This window comes from Vitreoscilla stercoraria DSM 513 (assembly GCF_000382305.1).
Lineage (GTDB): Bacteria > Pseudomonadota > Gammaproteobacteria > Burkholderiales > Neisseriaceae > Vitreoscilla > Vitreoscilla stercoraria.
The window spans coordinates 21,439-38,754 of sequence record NZ_KB908037.1; the positions used below are offsets into that span (position 1 = coordinate 21,439).

The 17,316-nt window shown below is 43.1% G+C and carries 17 protein-coding genes and 1 pseudogene; 11 read left to right on the forward strand and 7 right to left on the reverse strand.

Annotated features, from left to right (window positions below):
• Positions 1 to 29 precede the first annotated feature (29 nt).
• Positions 30 to 1,430: a cytochrome ubiquinol oxidase subunit I gene (locus H150_RS0112420; RefSeq protein WP_019959382.1), complete on the forward strand. Its 1,401-nt coding sequence runs from the start codon at positions 30 to 32 to the stop codon at positions 1,428 to 1,430.
• 10 nt (positions 1,431 to 1,440) lie between these two features.
• A complete protein-coding gene (gene cydB / locus H150_RS0112425) occupies positions 1,441 to 2,448 on the forward strand; it encodes a cytochrome d ubiquinol oxidase subunit II (RefSeq protein ID WP_019959383.1) in 1,008 nt (335 codons plus the stop codon).
• On the opposite strand, the gene H150_RS15345 is transcribed toward cydB, so the two are convergent.
• Positions 2,449 to 2,601, reverse strand: coding sequence for a hypothetical protein (locus tag H150_RS15345; RefSeq protein WP_019959384.1), 153 nt, complete (start codon positions 2,599 to 2,601; stop codon positions 2,449 to 2,451).
• Positions 2,602 to 2,920: 319 nt separating this feature from the next.
• On the opposite strand from H150_RS15345, the gene capB reads away from it, so the two are divergent.
• The 3 genes from capB (at position 2,921) to H150_RS0112445 (ending at position 7,828) form a co-directional block, all read left to right on the forward strand.
• A complete protein-coding gene (gene capB / locus H150_RS0112435; RefSeq protein ID WP_019959385.1) occupies positions 2,921 to 4,687 on the forward strand; it encodes a caprolactamase subunit beta in 1,767 nt (588 codons plus the stop codon).
• 21 nt (positions 4,688 to 4,708) lie between these two features.
• Positions 4,709 to 6,790 (forward strand): caprolactamase subunit alpha, encoded by a 2,082-nt coding sequence (gene capA / locus H150_RS0112440; protein WP_019959386.1) that lies wholly within the window; start codon positions 4,709 to 4,711, stop codon positions 6,788 to 6,790.
• An 87-nt stretch (positions 6,791 to 6,877) separates the two neighbouring features.
• The gene (locus tag H150_RS0112445) at positions 6,878 to 7,828 is read left to right on the forward strand and encodes a helix-turn-helix domain-containing protein (RefSeq protein WP_169708884.1); all 951 of its coding nucleotides are present in this window, start codon (positions 6,878 to 6,880) and stop codon (positions 7,826 to 7,828) included.
• Positions 7,829 to 8,121: 293 nt separating this feature from the next.
• Here H150_RS0112445 and H150_RS0112450 read toward each other — a convergent pair whose 3' ends face one another.
• The 3 genes from H150_RS0112450 to H150_RS0112460 all read right to left on the reverse strand — a co-directional run bounded on the left by H150_RS0112450 (position 8,122) and on the right by H150_RS0112460 (position 11,168).
• The gene (locus H150_RS0112450) at positions 8,122 to 8,664 is read right to left on the reverse strand and encodes a hypothetical protein (RefSeq protein ID WP_019959388.1); all 543 of its coding nucleotides are present in this window, start codon (positions 8,662 to 8,664) and stop codon (positions 8,122 to 8,124) included.
• A gap of 338 nt (positions 8,665 to 9,002) precedes the next feature.
• Positions 9,003 to 10,265, reverse strand: a complete 1,263-nt coding sequence (locus H150_RS0112455; protein WP_019959389.1) for a D-serine ammonia-lyase — start codon at positions 10,263 to 10,265, stop codon at positions 9,003 to 9,005.
• 102 nt (positions 10,266 to 10,367) lie between these two features.
• Positions 10,368 to 11,168 (reverse strand): Rossmann-like and DUF2520 domain-containing protein, encoded by an 801-nt coding sequence (locus H150_RS0112460; protein WP_280520939.1) that lies wholly within the window; start codon positions 11,166 to 11,168, stop codon positions 10,368 to 10,370.
• Between the two features lie 410 nt (positions 11,169 to 11,578).
• Here H150_RS0112460 and H150_RS0112465 point away from each other — a divergent pair, with 410 nt between their 5' ends.
• Positions 11,579 to 11,932 (forward strand): hypothetical protein, encoded by a 354-nt coding sequence (locus tag H150_RS0112465; RefSeq protein WP_019959391.1) that lies wholly within the window; start codon positions 11,579 to 11,581, stop codon positions 11,930 to 11,932.
• 181 nt (positions 11,933 to 12,113) lie between these two features.
• Positions 12,114 to 13,016 carry a LysR family transcriptional regulator gene (locus tag H150_RS0112475; protein ID WP_026353701.1) on the forward strand — a complete coding sequence of 301 codons (903 nt, stop codon included), beginning with the start codon at positions 12,114 to 12,116 and terminating at the stop codon, positions 13,014 to 13,016.
• Here H150_RS0112475 and H150_RS0112480 read toward each other — a convergent pair.
• Together H150_RS0112480 and H150_RS15175 are read right to left on the reverse strand one after the other, a co-directional pair.
• Positions 13,006 to 13,218 (reverse strand): hypothetical protein, encoded by a 213-nt coding sequence (locus H150_RS0112480; protein WP_019959393.1) that lies wholly within the window; start codon positions 13,216 to 13,218, stop codon positions 13,006 to 13,008. The two genes, H150_RS0112475 and H150_RS0112480, sit on opposite strands and share 11 nt — an antisense overlap.
• Positions 13,219 to 13,454: 236 nt before the next feature.
• Positions 13,455 to 13,607 carry a hypothetical protein gene (locus H150_RS15175; protein ID WP_019959394.1) on the reverse strand — a complete coding sequence of 51 codons (153 nt, stop codon included), beginning with the start codon at positions 13,605 to 13,607 and terminating at the stop codon, positions 13,455 to 13,457.
• A 340-nt stretch (positions 13,608 to 13,947) separates the two neighbouring features.
• On the opposite strand from H150_RS15175, the gene lpxK reads away from it, so the two are divergent.
• The 4 genes from lpxK to adk all read left to right on the forward strand — a co-directional run bounded on the left by lpxK (position 13,948) and on the right by adk (position 16,652).
• Positions 13,948 to 14,964, forward strand: a complete 1,017-nt coding sequence (gene lpxK, locus H150_RS0112490; protein ID WP_019959395.1) for a tetraacyldisaccharide 4'-kinase — start codon at positions 13,948 to 13,950, stop codon at positions 14,962 to 14,964.
• Positions 14,965 to 14,975: 11 nt separating this feature from the next.
• Positions 14,976 to 15,152 carry a Trm112 family protein gene (locus H150_RS15035; protein ID WP_019959396.1) on the forward strand — a complete coding sequence of 59 codons (177 nt, stop codon included), beginning with the start codon at positions 14,976 to 14,978 and terminating at the stop codon, positions 15,150 to 15,152.
• A 3-nt stretch (positions 15,153 to 15,155) separates the two neighbouring features.
• Positions 15,156 to 15,917 carry a 3-deoxy-manno-octulosonate cytidylyltransferase gene (gene kdsB / locus H150_RS0112500; protein ID WP_019959397.1) on the forward strand — a complete coding sequence of 254 codons (762 nt, stop codon included), beginning with the start codon at positions 15,156 to 15,158 and terminating at the stop codon, positions 15,915 to 15,917.
• Between the two features lie 87 nt (positions 15,918 to 16,004).
• Positions 16,005 to 16,652, forward strand: a complete 648-nt coding sequence (adk, locus tag H150_RS0112505) for an adenylate kinase (RefSeq protein ID WP_019959398.1) — start codon at positions 16,005 to 16,007, stop codon at positions 16,650 to 16,652.
• A gap of 267 nt (positions 16,653 to 16,919) precedes the next feature.
• On the opposite strand, the pseudogene glyA reads toward adk, so the two are convergent.
• Positions 16,920 to 17,316 (reverse strand): annotated as a pseudogene (gene glyA, locus H150_RS0112510) (serine hydroxymethyltransferase); the annotation flags it as partial.

A 17,316-nucleotide genomic window follows, 5' to 3' on the forward strand; every position in this document is an offset into this window, starting at 1 on the left:
GACGATTTGAAATTCAAAGGGGATTTACTATGTTTGAATGGGATGCGTTGCTTTTGGCACGCATACAATTTGCTTTTACCGTGTCTTTTCACATCATTTTTCCATCTATCACCATCGGCTTGGCCAGTTTTTTGGCTGTGTTAGAAGCTTGTTATTTGAAAACCAAGCAACCGCTTTACAGACAGCTTTATTTGTTTTGGTCGAAGATTTTTGCCATCAATTTTGGGATGGGTGTGGTTTCTGGATTGGTAATGGCTTTTCAGTTTGGTACAAACTGGAGTGGTTTTTCACAATTTGCTGGCAGCGTGACAGGGCCTTTATTGACTTATGAAGTGATGACGGCCTTTTTCTTAGAAGCAGGCTTTTTAGGTGTCATGTTATTCGGTTGGAATAAAGTTGGTCCTAAATTACATTTTTTTGCCACCTGTATGGTTGCTTTGGGTACTTTGATGTCCACTTTTTGGATTTTAGCCTCCAATTCTTGGATGCAAACCCCGCAAGGTTTTGTGATTGAAAATGGTGTGGTTGTGCCCACTGATTGGATGGCGATTATTTTCAATCCGTCGTTTCCATACCGTTTGCTTCATATGACGATTGCTGCTTACATTTGCAGCGCCTTGTTTGTGATTGCCACCGCCGCTTGGCATTTGCGCCAACAACAACATCAGGCCGCTGGTCGCAAAATGCTTTCTATGGGTCTGGGTTTATTGGCGGTATTGGTGCCTGTACAGATTTTGATGGGTGATTTACACGGTTTGAATACCCTTCAATATCAACCTGCCAAAATCGCAGCCATTGAAGGTCATTTTCACAACCATGGTCATGAGCCTACACCATTAAAATTGGTTGGTTGGCCTGATATGGAAGAGGAAACAACCCATTACGCTTTGGAAATTCCCAAATTAGGCAGTCTCATCTTGACACACAGTTTGGACAAACAAGTACCTGCTTTGACTGAGTTTGCGCCAGAAGACCGTCCGAATGCCACCATTGTATTTTGGTCGTTTCGCATCATGGTGGGCTTGGGTATGTTGATGTTGGTATTGACCATTTGGGGAAACTGCTTGCGTAAAAAGCAATGGCAACACAGTCCCAAATTCTTACGCTTTGCTTTTTATATGGGTCCATCTGGATTGTTAGCGGTGCTGGCTGGTTGGTTCACCACTGAAGTCGGGCGTCAACCTTGGGTTGTTTATGGTGTACAACGCACGGCCGATGCCGTTTCCAACCATGGTCAACTGCCAATGACCATCAGCTTAATTGTATTCATTGTGGTTTATTGTTCGGTTTTCGGTATGGGCTGTTATTACTTATGGCGTTTGTTGGTGCAAGGACCGCCAAGTCTTCCTCAAAATCTTCAACCAACATGGTCTTTTTCAGGACGCTTAGAAACAAATGAGCTTGCTGATAACGACACACGCAATCATTAGGGAGCAAAACATGGGTTTGGACTTAACTTTCATTTGGTTTCTCATCATCATCTTCGGCACTGGGATGTACATCATCATGGATGGTTTTGATTTGGGAATCGGCATTTTGTTACCGTTTGCGCACAATCGGCAGCAAAAAGACATGATGGTCAATACGGTGGCGCCTGTATGGGATGGCAATGAAACGTGGTTGGTGCTTGGTGGTGCGGCTTTGTTTGGGGCTTTTCCTTTGGCTTATGCTGTCATTTTAGAAGCTTTAATGATGCCATTGAGCCTGATGCTCATTGCTTTGATTTTTAGAGGGGTGGCGTTTGAATTTCGCTTTAAAGCCAACCCAAATCACCAAGCGTTGTGGGACAAAGCGTTTGTGACGGGTTCGATGATGGCCACATTTTGCCAAGGCATGGTAGTCGGTGCATTGGTACAAGGCATCAGTGTCACCAACCGTCAATACACAGGAGGTATGTTTGATTGGTTTAGCATATTTACATTGTTGTGTGGAATGGGTTTGTTGGCAGCTTATGCCTTATTGGGCGCAACGTGGTTGCTATTGAAAACAGATGGCGTGTTACGTCAATTGGCGCAAAAATGGAGTCGGTATTTGGTTATGGTTTTGTTAATCATGATGCTATGCATCAGTATTTACACGCCTTTGTTAAATGACACCATTGCACAGCGTTGGTTTGGACAGCCTCAATTTTGGATGTTTATGCCTGTGCCGATTTTGTGTGTTTTGACTGCCGTTGTGTTAATCCAATCCATAAAAAAACAAAGAGATGTTTTGCCATTTTTGTGTACCTTGGGTTTGATTTTTTTAGGATACAGTGGATTGGGCATCAGTGTTTGGCCACATATCATTCCCCCTTCGATCGACATTTGGCAAGCATCTTCAGGCTTGGCTAGCCAAGGATTCATGGCATTGGGAACACTGTTGATTTTACCCATTGTTTTGGCTTACACCGCTTGGAGTTATTATGTATTCAGAGGCAAGGTCAAGGAGAGTGGCTATGAACATTAATCAGATGAAACCTTTTTTTTGGCTCATTGCCATTTGGTTCATGAGTTTAATGGGGTTCAGTCTCGTGGCCTCTTTTTTTAAATGGTTAATGCGTATGGCAGGCTTGCTTCCTGAATAAATAGCAATATCAGGTTTTGTTGTATGACGAGCCATGATGATTCTCATATTGGAACGAAAGATGAACATTTTCAGATACAAGCGTCCTGTATGGTTTAATCCATAAAAATGTCATTTTTAATCCATAAAATTTATGATTTTTTTAAAAATATTTGTTTCTTTATAAATATAATAAAATTTCTTAACAAAACAAGTTTGCTATTGCAGTAAGCTTGTTTTTTGTTTTGATAAAAATAATTTTTTTTCGACTAACAGTGCATTCCATAGGGCACAGTTACACCTTCAGTCAAGACGCTGGATGTGCATCAATTTATGGTTGTCAGACACTTTTTGACAACGCACATTGGAGTTGAACATGCACACCACCTCTGGCATAGACCCGATTACCTTATCGGTAGTCCGTGGCGCTTTAGAAACTGCCCAACGTGAAATGACCATTACTTTAGAAAAAACAGGTCGTTCAAGTGTATTCAATTTGGCGCACGATTACAGCAATGCTTTATTTGACCACTATCCTGAGATGATTTTACAAGGACAAGACATTCCGATTCATTTGGGTTCTTTGATTCCTGCGATGAAAGCCGTTGCCAATTATTTTGGTGACAATATCCATGAAGGTGATGTGATTTATCACAATGATCCAGTTTATGCAGGCAGTCATATTTTGGATTGTTGTATGTATAAGCCTGTGTTTTACAAGGGCGAGCTGGTGTTTTGGGCAGTGTGTAAAGGGCATTTGACCGATATTGGTGGTCCCGTTCCAGCAGGATACAATCCTGATGCTAAAGAAATTTATGCCGAAGGTTTGCGCATTCCGCCTGTCAAATTGTGGGACAAAGGCGAACGTCGTGATGATGTCATCAATTTAATCATGTCAAACATGCGCGCGCGTCGCAATCAAGAAGGCGATTTGAATGCACAATTGGGTGCTTGTCGTGTCGGCGAGCGCAATTTGTTGGCATTAATTGACAAATATGGTTTGGAAACTGTTCGTGTGGCGATTGCAGAGTTGAAAAACATGGCAGACAGCCACATGCGTTCTTTAATCAGCTCCATTCCTGATGGTCATTATCGTGGTGAAGCGGTATTGGAAGACTCAGGTCACGGTTTGGGTGAGTTGACCATTACCGCTGACATTGAAATCAAAGATGACACTGTACACATTCAAATTGAAAGCCCGCCACAAGTGCCGTATTTCATCAATTCGTATGAAGGCAATTCGATGTCGGGCATTTATTTGGGTGTGATGATGTTTGCCCAAGTACCGCCGCCGTATAACGAAGGTTTGTACCGTTGTGTGACGGTTGATTTGGGTGCCAAAGGCACACTTTGCAATGCACAAGAACCTGCACCTCATGTCAATTGCACCACCACGCCTATGGAAACTCTAACCGATGCGGTGCGCAAAGCATTTGAAGCAGCTGCGCCTGAACGTGTGACGGCATCTTGGGGACATGCATCAGGCATTAATATTGCAGGCATTGACCCACGCACAGGTGAACAATACGTCACCATGGTTTTGGCATCGATTATTTCAGGCGCAGGTGCCACACAGCAAATGGACGGCTGGCATGCATGTGGTCCTTTGTGTTGTTTTGGTGCCTTGTCTTCAGGTGACATTGAATTATTGGAATACCAATATCCTATTTTGATACACCGCTATGGTTTAGCACAAGACAGTGGCGGGGCTGGTTTTTATCGTGGCGGTTCGGGTACGGTTTGGGAAGTGGAACCTTTAGACCATGAGATGACGGTCATTGCTTTTGGTGAAGGTCGCCAAATTGCGACCATGGGTGCGGCTGAAGCGCAAAATGGTTGGCTTGAGCCTAAATTAGGACGTTTGGAAATTTTACAGGACGCTGATGTCAGCAAAAGTTACATTCAAAATACCTTGACTCATATTAAGCCAGGACAACGGGCACGCAATACCAATCCAGGTGGTGGTGGTTTTGGCAATGCGTTTACCCGTCCTGTCAATGCGGTGTTGAAGGATTGGCAACAAGGTTTGATTTCGATAGAAGGGGCTCGTTTGGATTATGGCGTGGTCATCGATGCAGAAACAGATTCCGTCAATGAAGCTCAAACAGCCACATTGCGCCAAGCTCAAACCATTGTTGCTTAACCATTATTGAGGATATTAAAGATGAAACATACTTTTCGCTTAGGCGTTGATGCAGGCGGTACTTTTACCGATTTTATTTTGTCCAATTCTGAAGGCAAGGTTTTGTTGTGCAAAAGTTTGTCGACGCCACAAGATGGTACTTTAGCCATTTCTGATGGTTTGAAACAATTGGCCGAACACACCAATATGAGCATTGAAGAGTTGGTACAAAGTTGTGATTTGTGCATCAACGGCACGACGGTTGCATTGAATGCGTTGATTGAATTCAAAGGCGTGAAAGTCGGTTTGTTGTGTACGGCAGGACATGAAGACAGCATTGAAATTCGTTTGGGTCACAAAGAAGAAGGTTATCGCTACGATGCCTCTTACCCGCCTGCACCGCAATTGGCACCACGAGAATTGCGTTGTCCTGTACGTGGTCGTATTTTGGCGACAGGTCAAGAACACGAGCCATTAAATGAAGACGATATTATGGCTGCCATTGCAGTATTCAAAGCCGCAGAAGTTAAAAGCGTGGCGATTTCTTTTGTGTGGTCGATTAAAAATGAAGCGCATGAAAAACGCGCACGCCAATTGATTGAACAACATTTGCCAGATGTATTTATTTGTTGCGGACATGAAGTGTATCCGCAAATCAAAGAATACACGCGCACTTCTACCACGATTGTGAATGCTTATTTAAGTCCAGTGATGAGTGCATATGTGGCTAAAATTGATGATTATTTCAAATCTTTGGGTGCGATGCAGCCTGTGCGTTATTTTCAATCCAATGGTGGTTTGGCAGTCGGTGAATTAATGCGTGAGCGTGCGGTCAATGCCATCAATTCAGGTCCTGCTTCCGCGCCGCAAGCGGGCTTATTCATTGCTGAACCTTTTGGTATCAACAATGTGATTACGGTAGACATGGGCGGGACTTCATTTGATATTACGATGGCCAAAGATGGACACACCAGCTTGAATCGTGACATCGACTTTTTGCGCAATCGCATTGGTGTACCGATGATTCATGTCGAAACTTTGGGTGCTGGTGGTGGTTCGATTGCACATGTTAATTCGTTTGGTATGTTGGAAGTGGGTCCACACAGCGCAGGTTCCTTCCCTGGTCCTGCTTGCTACCAACAAGGTGGTGACAAACCAACTGTCACCGATGCCAACGTGGTTTTAGGGTATTTGAATCCCAATGCTTCTTTGGGTGGCAAGGTACATTTGTGCAAAGAGCAGGCTGAAAAATCGATTAAATACCATGTGGCTGACCCATTGAACATTGAATTGGCACATGCCGCTTATGGCATCAGTACCATTGTGAATCAAAACATGGCCAATGGCATCCGTCGCATTACCATCGAGCAAGGCTATGATCCGCGCGATTTCAGTTTGGTTTGTGCCGGAGGTGCTGCTGGCATGCACATCATTGAATTGGCCGAAGACATGGGTATTCATTCTGTTTTGGTACCGAAATTTGCCTCAGGTTTGTGTGCATTTGGTCAAATCATTTCAGACTTCAAATACAATTATTTGGCCACCCAAACAATGTTGATTGAGAACAACGTCGATTACAGTGATTTGAATGCGACCTTGGCACGTTTGGAAGCCGAAGGGCGTGAAAAACTCAAAGCCGACGGTTTTACCGATAATCGCATTGTCATTGAACGCAGCATGGAAATGCGTTATGTCGGTCAAGTACATGAATGCAATGTTGCCATTGGCAATGAAGACATTAACCATGACACCATGGCAGTGATTTTGAATGATTTTCATAAGCGTCATGAAGCTTTGTTCACTTATTCAGAACGCAGTAGCACCGTTGAGTTGGTCAATGTGGAGGTGATGATCCGTGGCTTAATCAATAAACCACACATTGCTGAAATTCCAGATGCTACCGTTGCGGTCAATGAAACGATTATTGGGCACCGTCCAATGATTTTGTCACACAGTTATGAATGGCAGCAAACCCCTATTTATGATGGCTCAGCTTTGGGAGCCGGTGCGATGATTGAAGGACCTGCGGTGATTCAAGAGCCGACCACCACTTTGTTGTTAAAGCAAGGATGGACAGCCAATTTACATAAATCAGGCACTTACCACCTGACAAAAGCAGCATAATCCATTATCTTAAACACCCAAGTCATGTATTTTGCATGGCTTGGGTTTTGGATTTTTCAGGCTATTGAGGACTGGATGATGTTATCGATGAACACCCCCCATTATTTGCATGAAATGCAACCTTTGATTTTAGGCAATTTGGATTGGCAAAAGCGAGTCAGCCACACGTATTTTGATTTGAACGTCACCTTTCAATCCCCCAAAACGGGTTCAGGACGTTTGTGTGATGAAACGCTCGATACCTTGGGTTTTTCTTGTTTACAGTCTTCACCTATCCAATATTTACGCAGCAAAGCGTCTGCGGTGGAATCTTATTTTTTGATTACCTTGCCTTTGTCCAGTCGCTTACACATGCAGCAATGCCATCGTGATGTGACGTGTGAACAAGGGCATATTTTATTACAACACGCCAACGATCCATATTTATTTGAACATGCACAAGACAATATGATGTGGGTGGTGAAAGTCCCTTCAAAATTGTTACAAAAATATGTACCATGTCCAGAGATTTATACTGCGATGGCATTTGATGGTTTGAATGGCGTAGGCAGATTGTTCAGTCAGAATGTGTCTTTATTGGGTGAGGAATTGCTTTCAGGACGCTTAAATCGCACTCAAGAACATTTTTACAGTGATTATTTGCTCACACTGTTTGCACAAGTTTTACAACAAGACAATCGCATCGTGTTCAGCGAAGAAAGCAGTATTCGTGAAGCGCAATTGTATAAAGTTAAAAATCACATTTTGCACCATTTACAGGACGCGGGTTTAAGTCCGCAAACCGTGGCGACAGCTTGCGGTATCTCGCTGAGATATATACATAACTTATTCAAAAATCAAGATATTACATTTACGCAATTTGTTCAAAAACAACGTCTGCGTTATGCTTTTGAGCTTTTGTCACAAACAAACTCTTTGTCTATTACAGAAATTGCGTATCAAAGTGGTTTTAATGACCAATCTCATTTTACGCGTTTGTTCAAGCAAACCTACCAATTCACACCCAAAGAAATCCAACAACACAAACATTTGGTTTGAAATGCACATTATTTCATTCCGTTTTAGATAGCGTGCAATCAATTGGCTGCCAAGCTTAAGCGACCATGGTTTGACCTTGAATCATTTCCAATACCAACGAAGCATTCTGATTTTGTTTTTAGGGCTCATTTGGCTATTCAGAGTAAGCCTCAAGGCAAAATACCTGAGCAGTCATGAGCGGTTTGTTACAGAAATTTGTAAAAATACAATTTGAATCATGATGCCTGTGGTATTGGATAATAGAGTCAGCTTGGATTTGTTTTTGTAGGTTGGTTTAGGTGTAGTGATGGCTGTTAATTGTGTAAAGGATGGGTATAAGCCAAAGCACCAATGACATTCGGTTGCGCCACAATCAAAGCCATTTGTCGCCAAGTAATCGGCCAATGAACGCCTTTTTTCTTGTTGGTCATGCGAATATCCACTGATTTGGCCATGAATGCCATGGCAAAGGCGCGGGTGAGGGTTTCGTCTATGCTATGCAATTTGGCGGTTTGGGCTGCTAAAGTGAATTGTTCTTGCATGTGATGCAATTTAACCAGATTGTTGATGTAATCACTGGTAAATTGTTCGCTCCATTGGATATTAATGCCCCACCAATGTTTAGTCATCGTGATGGCTGGATCGTTCGGTGGCGTGGTTTGCTCCAAGGTTAAAGTGTTTAGAATATTGGTTTCTAGTTCATTGTCGCTGAGGGCTTTTGGAAAGCGCAAATTGTCGATGATGGGAATGTCTAAATGTTGTAATACGGCGCTTGGGTTGCTGAGGAATTTGTTTTGTAAATCGGCATCGTCTTGCATACGTGACAACAATTGATTGAATTTGTTTTGTTCATTCATGAGACAGTTCCTTTTTTGGAATTACGATAAGTCCGTATTGTTGCAGGATGATTTAGCATAATGATGACAAAGGAATGATTGGAATATGATGTAAATCAAAACTTTGCGGCTTAGCTTGAAAAGTGTTGTGGTATGCTTAAAAAATATATTGAGTTTAAATGCTTGAAAGCATTGATTTTAAATGCCTATAAACTAAAACCAGAATGAATCTTTTGGGAATGAAGTTGATTGTGGCTGCTGTCGTGCAAAGACTTCGGCGTGTGGTAAATATGCTATTTGAATAATAAATGCATTGAAAAAGCGTTTGAATAAGTTGACCAAACGCTTTTTTTGTTATTTTAATCTTGTTTTAACAATGACATGCCGTAAGCCAAATAATCTACTCGCTCAGCTTCTGGCACCATAGAGCCACCTGTCGCCCAAACAATGTGCGTGGCTGTTGCTGGCGTGTCTGTTTGTGCCATTTGCATTTGGTAAGCGGCGAAACCTGCCGCTGCTGAGGGCTCAATGAAACATTGTTCTTGTTGCCACAGCAAAGCTTCGTAGCGATACAAATCATCATCGGCAACAGTGCTTAATGCATGCAAACGGTCGCTCATTAAGCGTGACACCAAGCCCGATGCCCGACCCACAGCCAAGCCATCTGCGGCTGTTTTACCATCCAAGCCGATATCGGCGACGCTGATGGCTTCGTGTTGCTCGGTGGCAATCGACAACAACATGCATGGTGCGGCAGTGGGCTCCACAAACACAGGTTTAACATGTTCACCATACAAGTGTTTCAAACCATAAGCCACGCCACCGGGACCGCCGCCCACACCACAAGGCAAATAAACGTACAATGGGTGTTCGGCATCTACTCTGACATTCAAGTCTTGTAATTGCTGTTGTAAACGCTCAGCGGCAACGGCATAACCGAAAAACAAATCGGTCGATTGCTCATCATCAACAAAATGGCACAATGGGTCTTGCGCTGCCAATGAGCGGCCTGAAGCCACTGCTGCTTCATAGTCATCGTCATATTCCACCACAATGACACTATGCTGACGCAATAAATCTTTTTTCCATTGTCTGGCATCAGCAGACATGTGTACGGTGACTTCAAAGCCCAATTGTGCTGACATAATGCCGATGCTCAAACCCAAGTTGCCCGTAGAGCCGACGGCGATGCGATAGCCATTGAAAAATTCACGCCAATGATTTTGTGCCAGCACAGAGTAATCATCGTTTAAGCTCAGTTTGCCGCTTTGCAAGGCTAAAGTTTCGGCATGTTTTAACACTTCATAAATACCACCACGGGCTTTGATAGAGCCCGAAATAGGCAAATCACTGTCACGCTTGATTAATAAGCGTCCTGTAACTTGTTGCAATGCTTTTTGCATGGCGGCAATGTCTTGTAAGGGCGATTCAATCAAGCCATTTGCAGCTTGGGTTTGTGGGAAAACCTGAGCGATATAAGGGGCAAAGCGTTGCAAACGTGCGGCGGCGTCGTGGATGGCCGCTGGCGTAACGGCGGCGATGTCGTGTGTGCGCAAAACATGGTTGCGCCAATACACAGCTTGTTGTTGGCGCAAAGCCAAGTCTAGGGATGTGGACATCATGGTAATCTCCATGGCAAAAATGAAAAATCGTCAATGTCATTTGTACGATAAAAAAATGGAAGAGAGAAACCAGCGTCCTGTAAAGCTTACAGGACGCTTGTTTTATTGTGGGTGGCGTTGTTGTATCAATTCGCTGAATAAACGATACACTTGTGCGCTGTCGGTTTGTTGAAGTTGCGCCAATAAGGCTTGGTGCATATTTAAAATCCCGACATCATGACGCCTTGCGGGACCAGTTTGTACGGTGTGTGGCTCGTGTTGCGTGGCTTTGTGTGCGGTTTCTAGCATCAATGGTGCCAACAAAGCAAAATCCACGCCACGGGCATCGACCACTTGCTTGGCCAAGTCATAACAATAATTGCTGAAATTGCATGCAAAAACGGCCGCCAAATGCAAACTCAATCTTTGGCTTGACTCATAAACATACACACGCTCGCTCAGTGATTGTGCCAATTTTAATAAGGTTTGTTGGTCATCGCGGTGAGCCGCTTCAATCAATAAAGGGGTGTTGTGCCAAGCAATGTGGCTTTCAAAACTGAAAGTTTGCAAGGGATAAAACACGCCGCAACGCGCGTGGTGTTGGTTTAAAACAGCCATATCGGTGCTGCCTGAAGTATGCACACACAAAACATCGGGCATATAAGCATGGACAGTTTCAATGGTCGCGGCAATAGCACTGTCGCTGATGGCAATGATGACAAGGTCGATATTGCACTCTAATAAACTTAAATCATTAACAGCTTGGGCTTGAACGTTTTGTGCTAAGGCTTGGGCTTTGGTCAAAGAACGACTGAATATTTGTACAATTTCGTGATGGGCAGACAAAGCCATTGCCAAATGGTGTGCGACTCGGCCTGCACCAATTAGGGTAATGCGCATAGAGGAGATTCTTTTTAAAATCAAATAAGCCTCAATATGCCGTTAAATCATCCAATGGGCAAGCGTATTGGTATTTTTAAGGTGAGATAAACCTGTGTTGTATTTATCAAACATTTTTAATTATCAAATGGTGATTGTTTAAAAATAGTTATAAATAAAAAATAATTGATAAACTTGTAAATGAATAAGGCGATAGTGCTTGTTTTGGAAATATTTTCTAATAATAAGATTGATTTTTAAAAAAATATTCTAATAAATAACCAATTTAAAATATATTCATTCTTTCGGGCTTGGATACCAATATGGATTTTTTAAGACAAAGGCATTTAATGAGTGCGGTATTGGGCAAATAAGCACTTAGAAATGATTGGCATCGTCTGAATTTTTTACCTACAATATATCCATATTCTCAATAAATAACATGGACGCTTATCATGAATTTCGATAAAACAATTGAAGCTTTGTTAAAGGTAGACGGTGCTTTGGCAGCTGCTGTAGTAGATTACGCTAGTGGCATGTTGTTGGCTGGTAGTGGTACTTCTTCATTGGATTTGGAGATTGCAGCGGCGGGTAATACTGAAGTGGTTCGTGCTAAAATGAAAACCATGAAATTGTTGAATTTGAACGATATCATTGATGATATTTTGATTACTTTGGGTGAGCAATATCATTTGTTGCGTCCTGTACAAAAACACGATGGTTTGTTCTTATACACCGTATTGGACAAAAGCAAATCTAACTTGGCTTTGGCTCGCCGCGGTTTGGCTGATGCAGAAAAAGCATTGTAATTGCATGTAGTGGGCATTATGAAACAAGCCATGTGGTCGGTTGACGCACGCATGGCTTTTTATTTTGGATGCATGTATTGGAGCATAGCTGTCATGGCAATGGTATGATGGCTTGCAGCAAATTTTAAATATAGCAAATACAGGCCGCTTGTCTTTTACTCTTTATCTCCGATTGGTAAATATGCAAGAAAGACTCAATAACCTACATGCTTTTATGGTGGTTGCCAGAGAGCAAAGTATTACCCGTGCAGCAATGGCATTGGGTATGTCACAAGCTTCGTTAAGCCAAGTCATCAGCAAAATGGAACAGCAATTGGGTTTGAAGCTGCTCAACCGTACCACGCGCAGCATCAATTTGACCGAAGCGGGTGAACAATTCATCACTTTAATCGGTCCTGCACTGGAAGACATACAACAAGGCTTGTCCCAAATTATGGATGACAAACACAAGCCTAGCGGTACCATTCGCATTGTGGCGGATGATTTTGCGATACAAAATGTGTTGTGGCCGAAATTGCAGCCATTTTTACAGCATTATCCCAAAGTGCATTTAGAGCTGATTTCCGATCATGGCGTGGTGGACGTGAACAAAAGCCCATACGATGCGGCAGTGGTGCGTGGAGACTTGTTGGCCAAAGACATGGAAACGGTGCAAGTGAGCGCGCCCATTGCCTTGCGCTTGGTTGCATCACCTCGCTATTTGGAAAACAATGCCGTATTGAAAAAACCTCAGGATTTGCTCAATCATACTTGTATCAATTTGCGCTCACCCACACAAGGTGGTGTGTTGGTGACGTGGCATTTTTTACACAAGAAAAAAGAAATCAAAATCCATGTTAATGGTCAATTGACGTTTAGCAATATGCATCAAGCTTTGGATGCGGCAATTGCAGGTTATGGCTTGGCGTATTTGCCTGAGCAATTGGTGTGTACGGCGGTAGAGCAAGGCCATTTACACGTTTTATTGCCTGAATACAGTGTGAATTTGCCACCGTATTTCATTTATTACCCAACACGTTTACAAGCGAATGCTGGGTTTACCAAGTTATTAGACAATGTGGCGTATCAGGCAGTCAAAACGTAAATAATCCAAAGTAATAAGCCAACCAAGCCAATAATACTATCAAAGCCAAATTACTGGCCCAAATCAGCGCATTTTGAAGCGGGGATTTGGGCATTTTTGCGTTTTTGATTTTGCCTCGGTTCATTAACATAAAAGGTGTGGTCAAAATCGACAATGCCGACAAAATGACGACTACTGTAATAAAAATATCGCGTTCGCTCATGGAAATTTAAACATGCTTGGGAAAAAGTTTGGAAAAAGGCAGATTGTTTGAAATGATAACATTTTGAGTCGTTTTGAGTATTTTGGAAACTATTGATGTGCAATTTTAGACGAGGTGTTCATTGAAAAGAACAAGCCATTTCATTTACAAACAGCATTTTCAGTTAAAAAGCCACCTATATTCATATTCATAGGTGGCTTTTTGGATTTTAAGCATGATTTTTATGTGTTTGAGTATTATTGTTGCTGTTGCTGTTGCTGTTGCTGTTGCTGTTGCTGTTGCTGTTGCTGTTGCTGTTGCTGTTGCTGTTGCTGTTGCTGTTGTCCTTGTTGGGTTTGTGGTTGGTATTGGTATAAATTGCGTTGTTCTTGCTGTGGCTTATGATTCATGGAAATTTTCCTTTGCAATCGGTTCAAAGCAAACAATCATCCATCATCCATTGGATTTCTGTCTGGAACGAAGCAGCAACTCCAATGTAAGAAAGATAATTTACTTTATTGTTTTTATGAGTACAATGAGATTTTAAAACCATTAATTAAATTTAAATAAATTGAAATGAAGCAGAGAAACTTTTGCAAATCATCTGATGGCTTATTGGAATGTGAGGATGGTTGGGCTGGCAAAAATGTTACTTATTTCAAATATATTGGTATGGGACGAATGAGATTTGAAATTGTGTCATATTGAATTTTGTTTTACATTACAAGCGTCCTGTAACAAAGTAATGACATGTCTTATTTGATTGAAGAACATTGGCAGCAACCCAAATGGTATTTGACGCCTGTGCTCAAACCCTTGTCTTGCGTGTTTGCGCGGATTGCGCAGCAACGCCACCAAAATTTTTTACAGCACCCTGTTATGAAATGGCCTGTGCCGATTGTGGTGGTGGGCAATATTCATGTCGGTGGCGTAGGTAAAACGCCGATGGTGATTGCCTTGACCCAAGCTTTGCAAGAACAAGGCTTGAAAGTGGGCTTGGTGAGCCGTGGTTATGGGCGCAAGAGTTCGGAGGCGTGTTGGGTGAATCAAGACAGTCATGCTGCTGATGTTGGTGATGAACCTTTATTGTTGGTGAAAAAAACCCAAGCGCCGATGGTGGTGGCGTCCAAAAGAGTGGAGGCGGTGGCGTTATTGTTGTCGCAAGCGCAAGTGGATGTGATTGTGGCAGACGATGGTTTGCAACATTATGCATTGAGCCGTGATTTGGAATTGGTGGTGTTTCCTAGTGAGGATGTAGGTAGGGTTTTGGATGTGTTGCCCAATGGGCCATTGCGTGAAGCATTGCCGCGTTTGCAAAGCGTGAATGCGGTGATTGTCAGTCGTACTCAGGATTGGCAAGATGCGAAGGCATTGCAACAGCAATTAGGTCTATCTGCAAATGTGGCTTTGTTTCAAGCCAAGGTTACAGAAGGTGAGCTTTATGCTTGGAATACGCAAGAAGCTTGGCAAGGCAAACGATTGTTGGCGGTGTGTGGCATAGGGCGGCCTGAACAATTTGAACAATCATTGCAAAAAGTAGGTGTGAAGGTTGATGCGCTTAAGCGTTTGCCCGACCATGGTTTATTGGATTGGAATACCTTACCTGAAGGCATCGATGGCATCGTTACCACTGAAAAAGATGCGATTAAATGGCAAGGTGAGCTGCCATTACCTGTGTGGGTTTTGCCTATTAATGCTACAATCATGCCCAATTTGGCGACTTGGGTTATGGATCAATTGGCTTTGTCGCCAACACAGATTATTTAAGGAAGAACATCATGACACAAGCTCAATTGGATATTTTGGTTTGCCCTTTGTGCAAAGGCTCATTGCAATGGGATGCACAAACGCAGGAGTTGATTTGCCAAAGTGATAAATTGGCATTTCCCATCAAAGACGGCATTCCTTTTATGTTGGTGACCGAAGCCCGTCCATTGACTGGTGAACAGGAATAAACCATGAGTTTGCCATTTGTGGTATTGATTCCAGCACGTTTGCAATCTAGTCGTTTGCCTAACAAGCCTTTGGCTGATTTGGGTGGCAAGGCGATGGTGGTGCGAGTGGCTGAGCGAGCAAGGCTCAGTGGTGCACAGCGTGTGGTGGTGGCAACAGACAGCGCAGCGATTTTAGATGTGTGTGCGCAAGCCAATGTAGAAGCGGTATTGACCCGCGCAGACCACGACAATGGCACCGATCGCTTGGCAGAGGCTGCCAGCTTGTTGCATTTGCCGCCTGAAACGGTTGTGGTCAATGTGCAAGGCGATGAACCGATGATAGACCCGCAATTGATTCAAAACGTCGCAGCGTACTTGCATGAAAATCCTGTGCCTGTGGCCACTGCTGCGCATCATGTTGACAGCTCTGCGGACTTTTTGAATCCCAATGTGGTGAAAGTGGTGTTGAACAAGCAAAGCGAAGCGATTTATTTCAGTCGTGCGCCGATTCCATACCCACGTGATGAAATGGATGCCATCGGGCAAGGACAAGGCATATTGCCACCTGTATACCGTCATATTGGTATTTATGGTTATCGTACTGAGTTTTTGAATCTTTATACACAATTGTCAGCCTCGCCCTTAGAGTTGATTGAGAAACTCGAACAATTGCGTATTTTGTGGCATGGCCATCGCATAGGCGTGGTAGTGACCGATAATATTCCTATGGCTGGTGTAGACACGCCTGAAGATTTGGCGCGGATGCAGCAACAGTTTAAAGCATAAATCAAAGGGGCATATTCAAGCTTGGGCTTGAGATGTTCTCAAAAGAATTAATCGTGGTTTTTTATTGATTGAAACAAAGGAAAACAAATGAAAGTATTGTTGTTAGGCGCTCCTGGTGCAGGTAAAGGCACTCAAGCTCAATTTATCAAACAAGAATTCAACATTCCGCAAATTTCTACTGGCGACATGTTGCGTGCTGCTATCAAAGCAGGCACGGCTTTGGGCTTGGAAGCGAAAAAAATCATGGACGAAGGTGGTTTGGTTCGTGACGACATCATCATTGGTTTGGTGAAAGAGCGTATCGCTGAAGCCGATTGTGCCAATGGTTTCTTGTTTGACGGTTTCCCACGCACTTTGCCACAAGCAGAAGCGATGCAAGAAGCGGGTGTGGTATTGGATTATGTGGTGGAAATCGACGTTCCTGATGCGGTGATTGTAGACCGTATGTCGGGTCGCCGTGTGCATTTGTCTTCAGGCCGCACTTACCATGTGGCTTACAATCCGCCTAAAGTAGAAGGCAAAGACGATGAAACAGGCGAAGACTTGATTCAACGTGATGATGACCAAGCGCAAACGGTACAAAAACGTTTGGATGTTTACCACCAACAAACAGAAGTATTGGTGGATTTCTACGGTAAACAAAGTATTGAAACAGGCTCTCCAGCTTACATCAAAGTAGATGGTACTCAAGACGTTGAAGTGGTGAAAACCCAAGTTTTGGCACAATTGAACTGAATCGTTTAAACAAAAAACGCTGCCTTATTGGTGGCGTTTTTTTGTTTGATGAAAGCCAAAATTTTTTAAATCTCTTATTTTGGTGCAAACAGGTTTTGAGCTTACAATGGTTTGTTATCAAAGCCATTACCGAATGTAAAAATACAGATGGCTAAGACTTCTGGTTCCAATGTGGAGTCTAGTCAATGATTGGTATTTCGCTATACAATAACAAGCGTCCTGTAAAGTTTACAGGACGCTTGTTATTGCTTCATCTTAATCTAAAAATCAATCTACATATACAGGACGCTTAGCGCACAAAGCCGTTACTTTCACTGCAATCGCTTGCAACGCAGCATCATCGTTTGGTGTATCCAAAACGTCCGCAATCAAATGAGCCAATTCGCGCGTGTCGTTTTCGTCAAAACCACGAGTGGTGATGGCCGGTGTACCCAAACGGATACCTGAAGTCACGAATGGTTTTTCAGGGTCGTTAGGGATGGCGTTTTTGTTCACAGTGATGTGTGCTTTGCCCAAAGCTTCTTCTGCCGCTTTGCCGGTGATTTGCTTAGCACGCAAGTCTACCAAGAATACATGGCTTTCGGTGCGGCCTGAAACAATGCGCAAACCACGCTCGGTCAACACTTCAGCCAAAACTTTGGCATTGGCTTTCACTTGTTTGGCG